At 67.8% G+C, this 15,911-nt stretch carries 17 protein-coding genes; 16 read left to right on the forward strand and 1 reads right to left on the reverse strand.

From position 1 onward, the window contains the following. Positions 1-122 precede the first annotated feature (122 nt). The 14 genes from glpK to IEY58_RS22705 all read left to right on the forward strand — a co-directional run bounded on the left by glpK (position 123) and on the right by IEY58_RS22705 (position 12,982). The gene (glpK, locus tag IEY58_RS22640) at positions 123-1,619 is read left to right on the forward strand and encodes a glycerol kinase GlpK (RefSeq protein ID WP_189050023.1); all 1,497 of its coding nucleotides are present in this window, start codon (positions 123-125) and stop codon (positions 1,617-1,619) included. Positions 1,620-1,697: 78 nt separating this feature from the next. Next, positions 1,698-2,423, forward strand: a complete 726-nt coding sequence (locus IEY58_RS22645; protein WP_189050024.1) for an MIP/aquaporin family protein — start codon at positions 1,698-1,700, stop codon at positions 2,421-2,423. Positions 2,424-2,478: 55 nt separating this feature from the next. After that, complete coding sequence (locus IEY58_RS22650) at positions 2,479-2,859, forward strand: methylglyoxal synthase (protein ID WP_229743883.1); 381 nt, start codon at positions 2,479-2,481, stop codon at positions 2,857-2,859. 103 nt (positions 2,860-2,962) lie between these two features. Next, the gene (locus IEY58_RS22655) at positions 2,963-3,160 is read left to right on the forward strand and encodes a DUF3311 domain-containing protein (RefSeq protein ID WP_189050026.1); all 198 of its coding nucleotides are present in this window, start codon (positions 2,963-2,965) and stop codon (positions 3,158-3,160) included. Then, positions 3,157-4,692 (forward strand): monocarboxylate uptake permease MctP, encoded by a 1,536-nt coding sequence (gene mctP, locus IEY58_RS22660; protein WP_189050027.1) that lies wholly within the window; start codon positions 3,157-3,159, stop codon positions 4,690-4,692. The genes IEY58_RS22655 and mctP overlap by 4 nt, the downstream gene beginning before the upstream one ends. Before the next feature lie 100 nt (positions 4,693-4,792). Beyond that, positions 4,793-4,963 carry a DUF6726 family protein gene (locus IEY58_RS22665; RefSeq protein WP_189050028.1) on the forward strand — a complete coding sequence of 57 codons (171 nt, stop codon included), beginning with the start codon at positions 4,793-4,795 and terminating at the stop codon, positions 4,961-4,963. A 150-nt stretch (positions 4,964-5,113) separates the two neighbouring features. After that, complete coding sequence (locus tag IEY58_RS22670; RefSeq protein ID WP_189050029.1) at positions 5,114-6,421, forward strand: MFS transporter; 1,308 nt, start codon at positions 5,114-5,116, stop codon at positions 6,419-6,421. 130 nt (positions 6,422-6,551) lie between these two features. Beyond that, positions 6,552-7,001: a MaoC family dehydratase gene (locus IEY58_RS22675; RefSeq protein WP_229743884.1), complete on the forward strand. Its 450-nt coding sequence runs from the start codon at positions 6,552-6,554 to the stop codon at positions 6,999-7,001. A 30-nt stretch (positions 7,002-7,031) separates the two neighbouring features. Next, complete coding sequence (locus IEY58_RS22680) at positions 7,032-8,291, forward strand: DUF445 domain-containing protein (RefSeq protein WP_189050030.1); 1,260 nt, start codon at positions 7,032-7,034, stop codon at positions 8,289-8,291. Between the two features lie 135 nt (positions 8,292-8,426). Beyond that, positions 8,427-8,894 (forward strand): hypothetical protein, encoded by a 468-nt coding sequence (locus IEY58_RS22685; protein WP_189050031.1) that lies wholly within the window; start codon positions 8,427-8,429, stop codon positions 8,892-8,894. Between the two features lie 83 nt (positions 8,895-8,977). Then, positions 8,978-9,616 (forward strand): HD domain-containing protein, encoded by a 639-nt coding sequence (locus IEY58_RS22690; RefSeq protein WP_189050032.1) that lies wholly within the window; start codon positions 8,978-8,980, stop codon positions 9,614-9,616. Between the two features lie 156 nt (positions 9,617-9,772). Further along, positions 9,773-11,179: a cytochrome ubiquinol oxidase subunit I gene (locus IEY58_RS22695; protein WP_189050033.1), complete on the forward strand. Its 1,407-nt coding sequence runs from the start codon at positions 9,773-9,775 to the stop codon at positions 11,177-11,179. Continuing rightward, a complete protein-coding gene (gene cydB, locus IEY58_RS22700; protein ID WP_189050034.1) occupies positions 11,176-12,192 on the forward strand; it encodes a cytochrome d ubiquinol oxidase subunit II in 1,017 nt (338 codons plus the stop codon). The genes IEY58_RS22695 and cydB overlap by 4 nt, the downstream gene beginning before the upstream one ends. A 34-nt stretch (positions 12,193-12,226) precedes the next feature. Then, a complete protein-coding gene (locus IEY58_RS22705) occupies positions 12,227-12,982 on the forward strand; it encodes a substrate-binding domain-containing protein (protein WP_189050035.1) in 756 nt (251 codons plus the stop codon). Between the two features lie 5 nt (positions 12,983-12,987). Here the strand turns inward: IEY58_RS22705 and IEY58_RS22710 are convergent, their stop codons facing one another. Beyond that, complete coding sequence (locus tag IEY58_RS22710) at positions 12,988-13,881, reverse strand: LysR family transcriptional regulator (protein WP_189050037.1); 894 nt, start codon at positions 13,879-13,881, stop codon at positions 12,988-12,990. Between the two features lie 117 nt (positions 13,882-13,998). On the opposite strand from IEY58_RS22710, the gene IEY58_RS22715 reads away from it, so the two are divergent. Together IEY58_RS22715 and pcp are read left to right on the forward strand one after the other, a co-directional pair. Continuing rightward, a complete protein-coding gene (locus tag IEY58_RS22715) occupies positions 13,999-15,225 on the forward strand; it encodes an MFS transporter (RefSeq protein WP_189050039.1) in 1,227 nt (408 codons plus the stop codon). A gap of 41 nt (positions 15,226-15,266) precedes the next feature. Beyond that, positions 15,267-15,908 (forward strand): pyroglutamyl-peptidase I, encoded by a 642-nt coding sequence (gene pcp / locus IEY58_RS22720; protein ID WP_189050041.1) that lies wholly within the window; start codon positions 15,267-15,269, stop codon positions 15,906-15,908. Positions 15,909-15,911: the final 3 nt, after the last annotated feature.

The raw sequence follows: 15,911 nt of genomic DNA on the forward strand, positions 1-15,911 counted from the left end.
TCGCTGAACCGGTTGTTCGTTTTCGAATATCGATCGACCGGACTCGGCGAAGCCGAGCCTGCCGCAGCCCATGTCGATTGCGGTAGGGCCGATCGAAGCAAAAAAGCGGAAGGGAGGATGTGATGTCACGATTCGTCGGCGCGCTCGATCAGGGCACGACCAGCACCCGGTTCATCATCTTCGATCGCCAGGGCCAGATCGTCGCCGTGGCGCAGAAGGAGCACCAGCAGATCTATCCGAAGCCCGGCTGGGTCGAGCATGATCCGCTGGAGATCTGGCGCAACACGCGCGAGGTCATGGCCGAGGCGCTGATCAAGGCGGACATCCGGCCGGCCGACCTCAAGGCGGTCGGCATCACGAACCAGCGCGAGACGACGGTCCTGTGGGACCGCCGGACCGGGCAGCCGCTGCACAATGCGCTGGTCTGGCAGGACACGCGCGTCGACCAGATGGTGGCGGGTTTCACCCGCGAGGGCGGCCAGGACCGCTTCCGGGCGAAGACCGGCCTGCCGCTCGCCAGCTATTTCAGCGGGCTCAAGCTCCGTTGGCTGTTGCAAAACGTCGAGGGTGCGCGCGAGAAGGCGGCGGCCGGCGACGCCCTCTTCGGCAATATCGACACCTGGATCCTGTGGAACATGACGGGCGGCCGGAACGGCGGGCTGCACGTGACGGACGTGACCAACGCGAGCCGCACCCAGCTCATGGATCTGGCGACGCTCGACTGGGACAAGGGCATGCTCGACACGTTCGACATTCCGCGCGCCTGCCTGCCGCAAATCCGGTCTTCGAGCGAGGTCTACGGCCAGGCCCATGGCGAGCTCGAGGGCGTGCCGGTCGCGGGCATCCTGGGCGACCAGCAGGCCGCCCTCGTCGGCCAGACCTGCTTTGCCCCGGGCGAGGCCAAGAACACCTATGGCACCGGCTGCTTCCTCCTGATGAACACCGGCGAGAAGCTGGTGCCGTCGACCTGCGGCCTGGTCACGACCGTCGGCTACAAGTTCGGCGACCAGCCGGTGCGCTACGCGCTCGAGGGCTCGATCGCCATTACCGGCGCGCTGGTGCAGTGGCTGCGCGACAATCTGGGCCTCATCCACTCGAGCGGCGAGATCGAGAGCCTCGCCGCCTCGGTCGAGGACAATGGCGACGTCTATTTCGTCCCAGCCTTCTCGGGCCTTTATGCGCCCTATTGGAAGGAAAGCGCGCGCGGCGTCGTCGCCGGCCTGACGCGCTTTGCCGGCCGCGGGCATCTGGCGCGGGCGGCGCTCGAGGCGACGGCCTACCAGACGCGCGACGTGCTCGACGCCATGGAGAAGGACTCGGGCATCGCCATCCGCGAACTGCGTTCCGACGGCGGCATGGTGGTGAACGAGCTGCTCATGCAGTTCCAGGCCGACATCCTCGACGTGCCGGTGGTCCGGCCGAAGGTGACGGAGACGACAGCGCTGGGGGCAGCCTACGCGGCTGGGCTCGCGACCGGCTACTGGCAGGGCGAGGACGACCTGAAGCGCAACTGGGGCGTCGACAAGACTTGGGCTCCGGCCATGGATGAGGGCCGGCGCGGCCGGCTCTACGCCTCGTGGCAGAAGGCGGTGCGCCGCTCGTTCGACTGGATCGACTGAGGTCCCACGACCTTCCCCGCAGCACATGCAACCCCGCGAACCCGGCTCGATCCGGGGCGGGTATCAGGGAGGGAAAACATGCATTCGGCCTTCATGGGCGAAATGTTCGGGACCATGATCCTGATTCTGCTCGGCAACGGTGTCGTCGCCTGCGTTCTGCTCCAGGATTCAAAAGGGCAGAATTCCGGCTGGATCGTGATTACCGCCGGCTGGGCTTTCGCGGTGCTGGCCGGCGTCTTCACGGCGCTGGCGCTCGGCAGCGACGGCCATCTCAATCCCGCGGTGACGATCGGTGTCGCGGTGTCGACCGGTGACTGGAGCAAGTGCGCAACCTACATCCCGGCGCAGTTCCTGGGTGCCTTCCTGGGAGCGACGCTCGTCTGGCTGCAGTACCTGCCGCATTGGAGCCGGACCAAGGACGAGGGGCTGAAGCTTGCCTGCTTCTGCACCGCGCCTGCGATCCGCAACCTGCCCTCGAACGCGGTGAGCGAGATCATCGGCACCTTCGTCCTGGTGTTCGTCGCGGCGGCGATCTTCTCCAAGCATATTGCCGCCGGCGGGCTGCCGCCCGGCGTCGGGCCCTACCTGGTCGGCGTCCTCGTCTGGGGCATCGGCCTCTCGCTCGGCGGCACCACCGGCTATGCGATCAATCCGGCACGCGATCTCGGGCCAAGGCTTGCCCACGCGCTGTTGCCGATCGCCGGCAAGGGCCGGTCCGACTGGGGCTATGCGCTGCTGCCGGTCATCGCGCCGGTGATCGGTGCCGGTGCCGCCGGCGTGCTGGTCAAATCCTTCGGGCTCTGATTGAGTGGGGTGCCGCCCGGGCGACCGGGCGGCGCACCCGAAACCGGAGGCTCGCTTGAAAATCGCGCTGATCGCCCATGACCGGCTGAAGCCGGCGTTCGTCGCCTGGGTCAAGAAGCACGAGGCCGTGTTCGCGCTCCACCAGATGGTGGCGACCGGCACGACCGGCAGCCAGATCAAGGCGGCCTCACCCGGGCTCGACATCCAGCTCGTCAAGAGCGGGCCCCTGGGCGGCGACCAGCAGATCGGCGCCATGATCGCCGATGGTTCGGTCGACGCCGTGATCTTCATGGCGGATCCCCTGACGCCGATGCCGCACGACGTCGACGTCAAGGCGCTGGTGCGGCTCTCGACGCTCTACAACATCCCGATGGCCTGCAACGAGGCGACGGCGGAGCTGATGGTAAGCTGGCTCGCCCGCATGGTCTCGCACTGAACGGACGGCTGCCCCAAGCGAAATTCCTATCTCGATCCGATGCTTTTCCCATGCTAGCGTCCGCGCACCGCCGCACGGGAACAAGCACCGGAGAAAAAAGATCATGGGGGAAAAGCCCGACAAATCCAGCGCGCCGTGGGTATGGGGTCTGCTCCTGCCCTATATCGCGCTGCTGTGGTTGCCGTTCTACAACGCGAAGGAACCGGCCATCGGCGGGTTCCCGTTCTTCTACTGGTATCAGTTCGCGTGGGTGCCGCTGACGTCGCTGCTCATCTACCTCGTCTATAGGAAGGTGAAATGAGCACCGATCAGATCAATTGGACGGCACTCGTCGTCTTCATCCTGTTCTTCGCGCTGGTTACGGTCCTGGGCTTCGTCGCCGCCCGCTGGAAGGCCGGCGATCTCTCGCAACTCCATGAATGGGGCCTGGGCGGCCGGCGCTTCGGCACGATCATCACCTGGTTCCTGGTCGGCGGCGACTTCTACACTGCCTATACGGTCATCGCCGTGCCGGCGCTCGTCTATGCGGTCGGCGCCTACGGCTTCTTCGCGCTGCCCTACACGATCATCGTCTATCCGCTCGTGTTCCTGGTCATGCCGCGACTCTGGGCGGTGTGCCAAAGGCATCAATACGTGACCGGCGCCGACTTCATCCACGGCCGCTACGGCAGCGCGTGGCTGGCGCTTGCGGTCGCCTTGACCGGCCTGCTCGCGACCATGCCCTATATCGCGCTGCAGCTCGTCGGCATGCAGGTCGTAATCGGCGCGCTGGGCTTGGGCGGCGAGGGCATCTGGGGCGAGCTGCCGCTGATCATCGCCTTCGTCATCCTGGCGGTCTACACCTACGCCTCGGGCCTGCGCGCACCGGCCATGATCGCCTTCGTCAAGGACGTGATGATCTACATCGTGGTCATCGCCGCGATCGCGATCATCCCGCTGCAATTGGGCGGCTACGGCGCCGTGTTCGATGCGGCCGACAAGGCGTTCCAGGCCAAGGGCTCGGGCGGGCTCATCCTGGCGCCGGGCCAGTTCGTGCCGTTCGCGACCCTGGCCTTGGGCTCGGCCTTCGCCGCCTTCATGTACCCGCACACCATGACCGGCGTGCTGTCGTCCTCGTCGGGCGACGTGGTGCGCAAGAACGCCATGCTGCTGCCGGCCTATACGGTGCTCCTGGGGCTCATCGCCATGCTGGGCTACATGGGCATCGCGGCCGGGATCACGGTCAAATCGCCGACGCAGATCGTGCCGGCCCTGTTCCTCAAGATCTTCCCGGACTGGTTCGTGGGCTTCAGCTTTGCCGCGATCGCGATCGGTGCGCTCGTCCCGGCGGCGATCATGTCGATCGGCGCCGCCAACCTGTTCACCCGCAACGTCTGGCGCACCTTCGTCAACCCGAACATCACGCCCCAGGCCGAGGCCGCATCGGCGAAGCTCGTGTCGCTGATCGTGAAGTTCGGCGCGCTGGTCTTCATCGTGGCCCTGCCCACGCAGTTCGCGATCGATCTGCAGCTCCTGGGCGGCGTGTGGATCCTGCAGACCTTCCCGGCGATCGTGCTCGGGCTCTACAAGGCGCGGCTCCGGCCCCAGGCCCTGCTCCTGGGCTGGGCGGTCGGCATGGTGCTCGGCACCTGGCTCGCCTCGCTGACCGGCCTCAAGCCGGTCTATCCGCTGGTGATCGGCGGCGCGACCTACCCGGTCTATATCGGTGTCATCGCCGGGGCCGTGAATATCGTCGTCAGCGTGGTCGCGTCCGCCCTGTTCGGCGTGCTCGGGCTCGGCCACGGCAGCGATCAGACCCAGCCGGAGGACTATCAGCTGACCAAGGCGTCCTGACGCCTTTCTGCATACCCTCTCGCGTGCCTGGGCGACGGGCGGAGCGATTATGCTCCGCCCGTTGTTCTTTAGCCGTCACCGCTTCGTGGGATTGGTCGCCATGATCCGCTTTCGGCTCCTCGCCCTGCTGCTCGCCGCTGTGTCGCTCGCCGGCTGCGGTGCGGCTGCAGCACCCTGCCGGATCACTTCGGCCGTGCTCGACATCGTGCCGATCGTGGGCCATGCCGCGGCAGCGCCCACCGACGCCTGCGCCACGGCGATCGACCCCTAAGCGATCGATCCTTGGCCTTGCTGCCGTCCTGAAGGCGGCGCCCAACCGTTTAGCCCTTGCGCGCGGGTGCGCTCTCGCCGCAGGCTGGCGACCCTACGGGAGGCGGGCCGAACCCGCCCCTGCCGCATCTTGGGGTTGGAGGCTGCCTTTATGGACGAGACGCTGGAGAAACGCACGATCGCCAAGGTGACCTGGCGGATCATTCCGTTCCTGATCGTTTGCTACTTCGTATCCTTCCTCGACCGCGTGAATCTCGGCTTCGCCGGTGCTGCCGTCAGCAAGCATTTCGCCTTCTCGGCGACCGTGTTCGGCTTCGGCGCCGGCATCTTCTTCATCGGCTATTTCCTGTTCGAGGTGCCGAGCAACATCCTGCTCGATAAATTCGGCGCCCGGCGCTGGATCGCGCGCATCATGCTGACCTGGGGCCTGATCTCGGGTGCCACCGCCTTCATCCAAGGCGAAACGAGCTTCTACGTCATCCGCTTCCTTCTGGGCGTGGCCGAGGCCGGTTTCTTCCCCGGCATCATCCTCTATCTCACTTACTGGTTCCCGGCGGCCTACCGGGCGCGCATCGTCGGCTGGTTCATGGTTGCGATCCCGGTGTCGAGCGTCATCGGCGCGCCCGTGTCGCAATGGGTGCTGAGCATGGACGGCGCCGCCGGCCTTGCCGGCTGGCAATGGCTGTTCCTGATCGAGGCGGCACCATCGGTCCTCCTCGCCTTCGTCGTGCTGGGTTTCCTCACCGACAAGCCCCGGCATGCGGCCTGGCTCGCGGCGGACGAGCGCGCGTGGCTCGACGCTACGCTCGAGGCGGAGCGCCGGCGTCGCGAGGCGGTGAAAAAGTTCGGCCTGCGCGAGGCGCTGACCAATCCGCGCGTGCTGCTGCTGTCGCTCGTCTATTTCGGCGACGTGGCCGCCCTCTACGGCATGGGCTTCTGGCTGCCGCAGATCCTGGGCCCCATGCACCTCTCGCCGCTCGCCAATGTGGGGGCGCTCGCCATTCCCTATGCGGTGGGTGCCGTCGGCATGGTGCTGTGGGTCCGGCGCTCCGACCGGAGCGGCGAGCGCAAGCTCCACACGGCGATTCCGGCCTTCGTCGCGGCTCTCGGCCTCGCCCTGGTGCCGTTCCTGAGCGATCCGGCCGCGGCCGTGGCGGCGCTCTGCGTCGCCGCCCTCGGCATCTTCGCCATGCTGCCGGTGTTCTGGACGCTGCCGACCGCGTTCCTCACCGGCACGGCGGCGGCCGGCGGTATCGCGCTCGTCAATTCGATCGGCAATCTCTCCGGCTATGTCGGCCCGCTGATCGTCGGCTGGCTCAAGGATCAGACCGGCGGCTATGCCGGCGGCATCTGGTTCCTCGCCGCCTGCGCCTTCTCCGCCGGCGTCATCGTGCTGCTGCTCGGTCACCGGCCGGAGTTCGAGAAGCTGCAGGCGCGCGGGGAGGCGGCGGCCGATTAGGCGCCGACGCCCGACGCATTACGATCTGGAGGGGGTGGGCGAAATCCCATCCCCTCTTTCTTTTTCGAGCGCGACCAGCCACTTGATTGCCTGAGTCCGAATGGATACGGGTTGCAAGAGGAGCGTACGCATGGACATGGCGAAGCTGGGCGACCGGATCGGGCAGGAACTGGGCGTCTCGCCGTGGCTGGCGGTCGAGCAGGACCGGATCGACCGGTTCGCGGAGGCGACGGACGACCATCAATGGATCCATGTCGATCGGGCGCGTGCCGCCGCCGGCCCGTTCGGCACCACGGTCGCGCACGGCTTCCTGACGCTCTCGCTGCTGGCGCCGACGGCGTACCAGGTGCTGGCCGACGCGTTCGCGGGTGCTACCGCCTTCAACTACGGGCTCGACAAGGTCCGCTTCGTGACGCCGGTTCGTGCCGGCGCCCGTGTGCGCAACCGCATCACGCTCCTCGCGATCGAGGAGAAGAGCCCCGGCCGCTGGCTCGTCACGACCGAAAACCAGGTCGAGATCGAGGGTGAGGCGAAGCCCGCGCTCATCGCCGTCAGCCTGGTCATGATCCTGCCGGGATGAGTGTTCACCTGGCATGAATTCTCGTTGGGCATGATCGATCTCGACCCCCGGCTCCGGGACAAGCGGCGGCGCCTCAGCCGCATGCGCTCGATTGCGACCGGGCTCCTCATCCTCATGCTGGGCCTGCTCGCCTTGGCCCTCGCCTTCCGGGCGCGCTGGCCGGCGCTCGACTGGCTCGCAGCCTTTGCCGAGGCGGCGACGGTCGGCGCCGTCGCCGACTGGTTTGCGGTCGTAGCCCTGTTCCGCCGGCCGCTCGGGCTGCCGATCCCCCATACGGCCCTCATCCCGCGCAACAAGGACCGGATCGGTGCCGAGCTCGGCCGCTTCATCGAGCAGCATTTCCTGACCCCGGAGAATGTCGCGGGCAAGCTCGCCGAGCTCGATCCGGTCGGGCGCGGCGCCCGCTGGCTGTCGCTGCCGGTTAATCGCCGTGGTGTGGCGGCGCGGCTCGGGGAGGCCTTGCCGAGCCTGCTCGCGGCGCTGGACGATGCCGAGATCGAGCGGCTGATCGGTGGCGCCGTCACCCGCCGCCTGGGCGAGATCGACTTGGGCCGGATCGCCGGCGCAGTACTCGATTTCCTGACCGAGGACCGTCGCCATCAGGTGCTGCTCGACCAGGCGCTGGCCTTGGTCGCCGGCTGGCTCGACCGCAACCGCGTGCTCATCCTGGCCAGGTTCAGCGAGCAATCCTCATTCACGCCGCGCTTCGTCGACGGCTATATCGTGAAGCGCTTCGTCGACGGCGCGATCGACCTGATCGGCGAGGTTGCAGGCACCCCCGACCATGAGCTGCGGCACCGGTTCGACCGGGCGGTGCGCGATTTCGTCGGCCGCCTCGCGACCGACCCGGCGTTCCGCGCCCGTGCCGAGGCATTGAAGCACGACGCGCTCCGCCTTCTGGCGCCGGAACAGTTCGTGGCGACGCTGTGGCGCGAGCTGAAGCGGCACCTGGCCGAGCCCGTGAACGGCGCGCCCTCGCCACTGGTGAACCAGGCCGATCGGGCGCTCGGCCATCTGGCGCGCTCGCTGCGCGACGATGTGGAACTGAAGGCACGCGTCGACCGGGCGGTGGCGCGGCTCGCGGCGGGACTGACCGGCCGCTTCCGCCATCAGGTGGCCGCGCTCATATCCGACGTGGTCCGTCGCTGGGACTTCCGCGAGGTCGGCGAACGGCTCGAGCTCGAGGTCGGCCGCGACCTGCAGTTCATCCGCCTGAACGGTACCCTCGTCGGCGGCCTGGTCGGGCTCGTCCTGCATGCGGTGTTGTACTGGACCGGCGTCGGCGGGTGAGGATTAAGTCCGCCCGTCATCCCCGGGGCTTGACGGTGGAAGGGTGCGGGGGGCTCTGGCCCGGGCCGTCGTGCAATTGGAAATAGGCGCGGCCCGAACCTATATTTGTCGGAGTGCTGCTTCGGGGGCTGATCCATGATGATGAGCCGGTGGTCTTTGGCATTCGTTCTGCTCGCGTGCGCCGCTCCGGCGCTGGCCCCGGCGCTGGCCGACGAGCTGCCCGGCAATTCGACCGTGCTGCAGCCGGGGACCACGCTTTCGGCGCCGTCCCCCACCGCGCCATCCACCACCACGCCCGGCAAGGGCGCGCCGCTCGTGGGCCTGCAGCAGGGCGGGGCCTTGTCGCTGGCGCCGCCCGGTTCCGCCGCGGCTGCGCGCAACGAAGGCTTGGCCGGGGCGCAGGGCGGCGTCGATCTGAGTTACGTGCCCGCGGCCGAGCGCGACAGCTACTTCAATTCCAAGGATTTCGCCGAGCATAACAACGCGATCTCCCGGCCTGCGCGACATCCCTCGGCCTTGAGCCAGCTGGGCGGCGTTGCCGAGGGCATGGCGATCAACGGTGCGCTCGGCGCCGGCTCCAGCCTGATCCTCGGCGGTCACTGACCCACCCGCATCCCCGCCCCGCTTGCTCCGATCCGGCCGCATCGCCATGATGCCGGCCGGATCGGGTATGGGAGTGCGGTACTGTGGAAGGCAAGGCGGCGAAGCATGAGGCGCGGGTGCCGACCCACGCGGAAGCGCCGCGGACGTTTCAGCGCATGCTGTCGGGACGCCGGCTGCATCTACTCGACCCGAGCTCGATCGATCTCGAGATCACCGACCTCCTGATCGGCATCAGCCGGGTCAATCGCTGGTGCGGCCAGACCGTGGGCGAGGTGGGATTCAACGTGGCACATCATTGCTGCGTGGTCGAGCGCGTGCTGGTCGAGATGGTCTGGCCGGCGGCCCCGCTCGGTGCCAGGCGCTGGGCACTTGCCCACGACCTGCCCGAGGCCGTCTATGGCGACGTGGTGACGCCGGTCAAAGCGGTGCTGGGCCAGCCCTATCGCGAGCTCGAACATCGCCTCGAGGTGGCGCTGTGCCTGGCGCTGGGCTTCGGCACGACCGTGCCCGAGGACTGGCGCCGCCAGGTGAAACGCGCCGATACGATCGCGGCGGTGAGCGAAGCGGTCCGGCTCGCCGGCTGGTCGGAGGCCGAGGCGCGCAAGCTCGTCGGCGGCGGCTATCGCGGGCGGCTGTGGGACGGCCCGCTCGAGCCCTGGGACGAGCGGACGGCGCGCAGCAATTGGCTCGAGCAGTTTCGTGCGGCCGGGGGTCGCGCCTGAAGCGCGTCGTTCTTGAAAAATGGTTTTCATGACAAACACTTGATGCGACAATCTGGCCCGGCGACGGTCGGTTGCGCCGGGGGCCGATCCCACTAGGATCGCGCGTCGAGGACGTCCCGCCGCCACGCCGAGGGCGCTTCCGAGAGGAGACATTGCATGAGTCTCGATCCCGTCGTCCTGTCGCGTATCCAGTTCGTCTGGGTGGTTGCCTGGCACATTCTGCTGCCCGCCTTCACGGTCGGCATCGCCTCCTACATCACCATGCTGGAAGGGCTGCATGTCTGGACCGGCAAGCCGATCTATCTGCGCGTCTCGAAATTCTGGATCCGCATCTTCGCGGTCTCGTTCGGCATGGGCGTGGTCTCGGGCATCGTCATGCCGTTCCAGTTCGGCACGAACTGGAGCCGCTTCGCCGACGCCACCTCGAACGTGGTCGGGCCGCTGTTCGCCTATGAAGGCCTGACCGCCTTCTTCCTCGAGGCGGCGTTCCTGGGCGTGCTGCTGTTCGGCCGCAAGCTTGTGCCGCCCTGGGCGCATTTCATCGCTGCCTTCATGGTCGGGTTCGGGACCCTGCTGTCGTCCTTCTGGATCCTCGCGGTGAACAGCTGGATGCAGACCCCGGGCGGCTACACGATGGTCGACGGCCGCTTCCTGCCGGCCGACTGGACCGCCATCGTCTTCTCCGCCTCCTTCCCCTATCGCCTTGCCCATACGGTGAGCGGCTTCTACGTCACGACCGCCTTCGTCGTGCTGGCGATCGGCGCCTATACGATCCGTTCGGCCAAGTTCGTCGAGGAGGGTCGGCTCATGCTGCGCATGGCGCTGGGCTTCCTCACCATCTTCGTGCCGCTGCAGATCGTGCTGGGCGACCTGCATGGCCTCAATACGCTCGAACACCAGCCGGCCAAGCTCGCCGCCATGGAGGGCCTGTGGGACGGCGGCAACGGCGTGCCGGCCTCGCTCTTCGGCATCCCCGACCAGAAGGCGGAGAAGAACGATCTCGAGATCGCCGTGCCCAAGCTCGGCAGCCTCTATCTCACCCACAGCTGGGACGGCGCCGTCAAAGGCTTGAAAGACTTTCCGCCCGACCAGCGGCCGCCGGTCATCGTCGTCTATTTCGCCTTCCGCATCATGGTCGGTATCGGCCTGCTGATGCTGGCGATCGTCGGCGTCGGCTGGCTCCTGCGCTGGCGCGGCCGGCTCTATGACACGGCCTGGTACCTGAAGGGCCTGCAATTGGCCCTGCCGCTGGGCTTCATCGCCGTGCTGGCCGGCTGGACCACGACCGAGGTTGGCCGGCAACCCTGGACGGTTTATGGCCTGATGCGCACGGCGGACTCGGTTTCGCCGTCCTTGACCGGCTTCGACGTGCTGCTGTCGCTCCTGCTCTACATGGCGATCTATCTGCTGGTCTATCCGACCGGCCTCGGCTTCATGCTGCGCATCGTGCGCCACGGGCCGCTCGATGATGATCCAGAGGTGGAGGTCGAGGTGGAAAGCGGCCGCCCGGCGCTGCCGGTCCACGCCCTGCCGTCCCAGCCCCCACACGGATGGCAGCCATGAACGGGCCGGTTCTCGATCTGGTCGGGATCTGGACAGTGATCCTGGGCCTGGGCGTGTTCTTCTACGTGCTGCTGGACGGTTTCGACCTGGGCGTCGGCATGCTCTACGGGCTGCAGCGCCACTCGGACTACCGCGGCATCATCATGAACTCGATCGCGCCGATCTGGGACGGCAACGAGACCTGGCTGATCCTGGGCGGGCTGGCATTGCTCGCAGCCTTCCCGCTTGCCTTCGCCATCATCATCCCGGCGCTCTATTTCCCGGTGCTGCTGATGCTGCTGGCGCTCATCTTCCGCGGCGTCGCCTTCGAGTTCCGCTTCCGCGACAAGGCGCACCGCGGCTTCTGGGACCATGCCTTCTGCTACGGCTCGGCCGTCGCGACCTTTGCCCAGGGCACGGTGCTGGGAGCCTTCATCCAGGGCTTCGAGATCGACGGGCGGCACTTCGTCGGCGGCTCGTTCGACTGGGTGACGCCGTTCTCGATCCTGACCGGCGTCGCGCTCATGGCGGGCTATTGCCTCTTGGGCGCTGGCTGGCTCGTGCTTAAGACCGAGGGCGAGCTGCAGGACTGGGCGCGCCGCCAGGGCCGGCGGGCCTTGATCCTGGTGATGCTGGCGATCGCGGCGGTCAGCCTCTGGACCCCTTACGCCGAGGCCGATATCGCCGAGCGCTGGTTCTCCTGGCCGAACATCGTCTTCCTGGCGCCGGTGCCGCTCGCGAGCCTGGTCCTGGCGGCGGCGGCCTGGACGAGCTTCGGCAGCGGGCGGCGCGAAGCGATGCCGTTCGTCTATTCGATCGGCCTGTTCCTCACGGCCTATATCGGGCTCGCCGTCAGCCTGTGGCCGAACATCGTGCCGCATCGCTATTCGCTGTGGGAGGCGGCATCCTCGGAGAGCACCCAGGCGTTCCTGCTGGTCGGTACCTTGTTCCTGCTGCCGGTGATCCTGCTCTACACCGGCTGGTCCTATTGGGTGTTCCGCGGCAAGGTCAAGGCGCACACGGGCTACCACTGAGAGGATCGCCATGCCCAATGTACAGGGGCGCAGTATGTGGGGCGCTGTCCTGGTCGCGGCGGCGATGGTGGCGGCGTGGCCGGCGGCGGCCAACGATGTCCATCTCCTGACCACCGGCGCCTATCGCCAGGTGGCGCAGGCGCTCATCCCGCAATATGAGGCGGCGAGCGGCAACAAGGTCGTGGTCGAGAGCGATACGGCCGGCGGCATCATCCGCAAGATCGAGGGTGGCCAGCCGTTCGACCTGGTCGTGCTGACGACCCAGGCGGTCGGCGACCTGGTGACCGAGGGCAAGCTCTTGTCCGACAGTGCTACGGACCTCGCCAAGGTCGGCATCGGCGTCGCGGTCAGGACCGGCGCGCCGCATCCGGACGTCGGCAGCGTCGACGCGTTCAAGCACATGCTGATCAAGGCGAAGTCGATCGCCTATATCGATCCCAAGGCCGGCGGCTCGAGCGGCATCTATGTGAGCGGCCTCATCGAACGGATGGGCCTGACCCGAAAGCTCCGGCGCCGGACCGTGCTGGTCAACGGCGGGCTCGTCGCCGACCAGGTCGTGAACGGCAAGGCCGAGGTCGCCCTGCAGCAGATCAGCGAGTTGGCGAACTACCCCGGCGTCGACTTGGTCGGCCCGCTGCCGCGCGAGATCCAGAACTACACGGTCTATGGCGCCGGCGTGAGCCAAAGCGCGGCGGAGCCGGGTGCCGCCCGGGCACTCCTCGCCGTGTTCGCCGGCCCGAACGCCGCGCCGGTGCTTGAGGCGCGCGGCATGCAGCCGCCAGGGGCGTGAGCCGATTAATCAGCCACCGTCTCCTCGACTAGTCGGATGAAGGCGCGGACGGCGCCGGCTGTCTCGTCACGGCGGTGGGCGAGCAGCACGGTGCTGGCGGCGAGCGGCGTGTCGAGCGGACGATAGACGACGCCCTCGACTTGGACGCGCCTCAGCGAGTCGGGCAGGATGGTGATGCCGAGGCCGGCCGCGACCAGGCCGATGAGCGTCGGCGCCTCGCGCGCCTCCTGGGCCACGGTCGGGCTGAAGCCGTGGTCGGCGCAGATCGCGACGACCTGGTCCCAAAGCCCGGTGCCGGCGTCGCGCTCGAACATGATGAAGGGCTCGTTGGCGATGGCGGCGACCGGCACGACCGGCAGTGCTGCCAGCGGATGCTCGGTGCGGCACACCAGCATCAGCCGGTCGGCGACGACGGTGAGTGCCGCGACTTCGGGCGGGATCGGCGCGAAGGGCGAGCGGACGAAGGCGAGGTCGAGCTGGCGGGCGGCGAGGGCGGCCAGCTGCTCGCGCGTCGTCATGCCGACCAGCTTCAGATGCACCTCGGGAAAGCGCCGGCGGAAGGCATAGATCACCTGCGGCATGACCGGGGTAAAGGGCGAGGAAGCGGTGAAGCCCAGGCGGATCTCGCCGATCTCGCCGTCGCGCGCCCGGCGGACGACCGCGACCGCGCGCTCGGCCTGCGCCAGCGTCGCGCGCGCCTCGACGAGGAACAGCGCGCCGATCGGGGTCAGCGCCACCTTGCGCGAGCCGCGCTCGAAGAGCCGCGCGCCCAGCTCCTTCTCCAGCGCCTGGATCTGCTGGCTCAAGGGTGGTTGCTGGATGCCCAACCGCTCGGCGGCGCGGCCGAAATGCAGCTCGTCCGCGACGGCTACGAAATAGCGCAGGTGCCGCAGGTCCATCGACTGATATCTGATCCCTATCGAAAAACATGAATCGATATATTAGACACCGAAGGACGGCCTGCCTACCTTTGGTGTACGCCCGGTTGTGCGGGCGGTTCGCAGAAAGCTCGTCCCATGTCCACCCTCCCGCTCGCCGACGGGGTATCCACGCGCATCCTCGGCGGCACGGCGCAGTTCCGCCGGACCAACCTTGCCCTGTTCCTGGCGGGTTTCTCGATCTTCGCGCTGCTCTATGGCGTGCAGCCGCTGATGCCGGTGTTCGCTCAGGAATTCCACGTCAGCCCGGCGACGAGCAGCCTCACCATCTCGCTTACGACCGGCGCGCTCGCGGTCATGATGCTGTTCGCCGGCGCGCTGTCCGACGCGATTGGGCGCAAGCGCATCATGTGCCTGTCGATGACGCTCTCGGCGCTGCTGACGCTTGGCGCCGCCTTCGTCGGCGACTTCACGCAGCTTATGGTGCTTCGCCTCTTGATGGGCGTCGCCTTGAGCGGCGTGCCGTCGATCGCCATGGCCTATCTGGGCGAGGAGATCGACCCGCGCTCGGTCGGGCTCGCCATGGGCCTGTTCATCGGCGGCAGCGGCTTCGGCGGCATGGTCGGCCGGGTCGTGACCGGCGCCTTGACGGACTATGCCTCCTGGCGCGTGGCTTTGCTGGTGCTGGGTGGCGCCGGCCTTGTCGCCGCGGTCGCGTTCTGGCGCAGCCTGCCGGAATCGCGCCATTTCATACCGCGTTCGTTTCATCCCTGGCGCCTCGTCACGGGCCTGGGTGAGCCCTTCGCGATCAAGGGCCTGCCCTGGCTGTTCGCCGCGGCGTTCCTGCTGATGGGCAGCTTCGTGACGCTCTACAATTACGTGGGCTTCCGCCTGATGGCGCCGCCGTTCAACTTGAGCCAGACCGTGACCGGCAGCCTGTTCACCGTTTATCTGGTCGGCATCTGGGCCTCGGCCTGGATCGGCGGCCTGGCCGACCGGTACGGCCGCCGGCGCATGCTGTGGATCGCCGTGCTGATCCTGCTGGCTGGTGTCGAGCTCACCCGGTCCCATTCGCTGGCGGTGATCGTGCTCGGCATCGCCACCGTCACCTTCGGCTTCTTCGGCGGCCATTCGATCGCGTCCAGCTGGATCAGCCGGCGCGCCATGACGTCCAAGGCCCAGGCGTCGTCGCTTTACCTGTTCTTCTACTACACCGGGTCGGCGCTGGTCGGGTCCTACGGCGGCGTCGTCTGGTCCCAAGGCGGCTGGACCGGCGTCGCCAACCTGCTCACGCTGCTGCAGGTCGCGGCCCTGCTGGTGGCGCTGCGCCTGAGCTTCCTCAAACCCCTGTCGGTCGCCCCCTGACATTCGTATGATTCCGTACGGAAAAATGAGGGAGGCGGGCGATGCGCATACTGGTGACCGGTTTCGATCCCTTCGGCGGCGAGCCGGTCAATCCGGCGCTGGAGGCGCTGAAGCGGCTGTCGGCCACCCTCGGCCCGCACGCGATCGAGCGCCGGCCGCTGCCGACCGTGTTCCATCGATCGCTCGACGTGCTGGGCGATGCGGTACGCACGCTCCGGCCGGATCTGCTGATCGCCGTCGGGCAGGCCGGCGGCCGAACCGAGATCTCGATCGAGCGCGTCGCGATCAACCTCGATGATGCACGCATCCCCGACAATGGCGGCCAGTCGCCGATCGACCAGCCGATCGTGCCGGGCGGACCGGCGGCCTATTTCACCAACCTGCCCCTGAAGGCCATGGTCCGGGCGCTCGGCGATGCCGGCATCCCGGCCAAGGTCTCGAACACCGCCGGCACCTTCGTGTGCAACCATGTGTTCTACGGCGCCATGCATCTGGTCGCGACCGAGTTTCCGCGGATGCGCGCCGGCTTCATCCATATCCCGTTCCTGCCGGAACAGGTGGCGCGTCACCCGGGGCAACCGTCGATGGCGGTCGAGACGGTCGTCGCCGGCCTGACCCTCGCCATCGAGACGGCGGCCGGCCGCACGGACGACATCGCCGTCGCCGACGACGCGACCCACTGACCT

The sequence above is a fragment of the Aliidongia dinghuensis genome (assembly GCF_014643535.1).
Lineage (GTDB): Bacteria > Pseudomonadota > Alphaproteobacteria > ATCC43930 > CGMCC-115725 > Aliidongia > Aliidongia dinghuensis.

Excerpts from the sequence above, each read along its gene's own strand:
- IEY58_RS22680 (WP_189050030.1), top strand. The coding sequence starts at position 7,032 with ATGATCGATCTCGACCCCCGGCTCCGGGACAAGCGGCGGCGCCTCAGC.
- IEY58_RS22705 (WP_189050035.1), top strand. The coding sequence starts at position 12,227 with ATGTGGGGCGCTGTCCTGGTCGCGGCGGCGATGGTGGCGGCGTGGCCG.
- pcp (WP_189050041.1), top strand. The coding sequence starts at position 15,267 with ATGCGCATACTGGTGACCGGTTTCGATCCCTTCGGCGGCGAGCCGGTC.
- IEY58_RS22675 (WP_229743884.1), top strand. The coding sequence starts at position 6,552 with ATGGACATGGCGAAGCTGGGCGACCGGATCGGGCAGGAACTGGGCGTC.
- cydB (WP_189050034.1), top strand. The coding sequence starts at position 11,176 with ATGAACGGGCCGGTTCTCGATCTGGTCGGGATCTGGACAGTGATCCTG.
- IEY58_RS22715 (WP_189050039.1), top strand. The coding sequence starts at position 13,999 with ATGTCCACCCTCCCGCTCGCCGACGGGGTATCCACGCGCATCCTCGGC.
- IEY58_RS22695 (WP_189050033.1), top strand. The coding sequence starts at position 9,773 with ATGAGTCTCGATCCCGTCGTCCTGTCGCGTATCCAGTTCGTCTGGGTG.
- IEY58_RS22710 (WP_189050037.1), bottom strand. The coding sequence starts at position 13,881 with ATGGACCTGCGGCACCTGCGCTATTTCGTAGCCGTCGCGGACGAGCTG.
- glpK (WP_189050023.1), top strand. The coding sequence starts at position 123 with ATGTCACGATTCGTCGGCGCGCTCGATCAGGGCACGACCAGCACCCGG.
- IEY58_RS22685 (WP_189050031.1), top strand. The coding sequence starts at position 8,427 with ATGATGATGAGCCGGTGGTCTTTGGCATTCGTTCTGCTCGCGTGCGCC.
- IEY58_RS22670 (WP_189050029.1), top strand. The coding sequence starts at position 5,114 with ATGGACGAGACGCTGGAGAAACGCACGATCGCCAAGGTGACCTGGCGG.
- IEY58_RS22645 (WP_189050024.1), top strand. The coding sequence starts at position 1,698 with ATGCATTCGGCCTTCATGGGCGAAATGTTCGGGACCATGATCCTGATT.
- mctP (WP_189050027.1), top strand. The coding sequence starts at position 3,157 with ATGAGCACCGATCAGATCAATTGGACGGCACTCGTCGTCTTCATCCTG.
- IEY58_RS22655 (WP_189050026.1), top strand. The coding sequence starts at position 2,963 with ATGGGGGAAAAGCCCGACAAATCCAGCGCGCCGTGGGTATGGGGTCTG.
- IEY58_RS22665 (WP_189050028.1), top strand. The coding sequence starts at position 4,793 with ATGATCCGCTTTCGGCTCCTCGCCCTGCTGCTCGCCGCTGTGTCGCTC.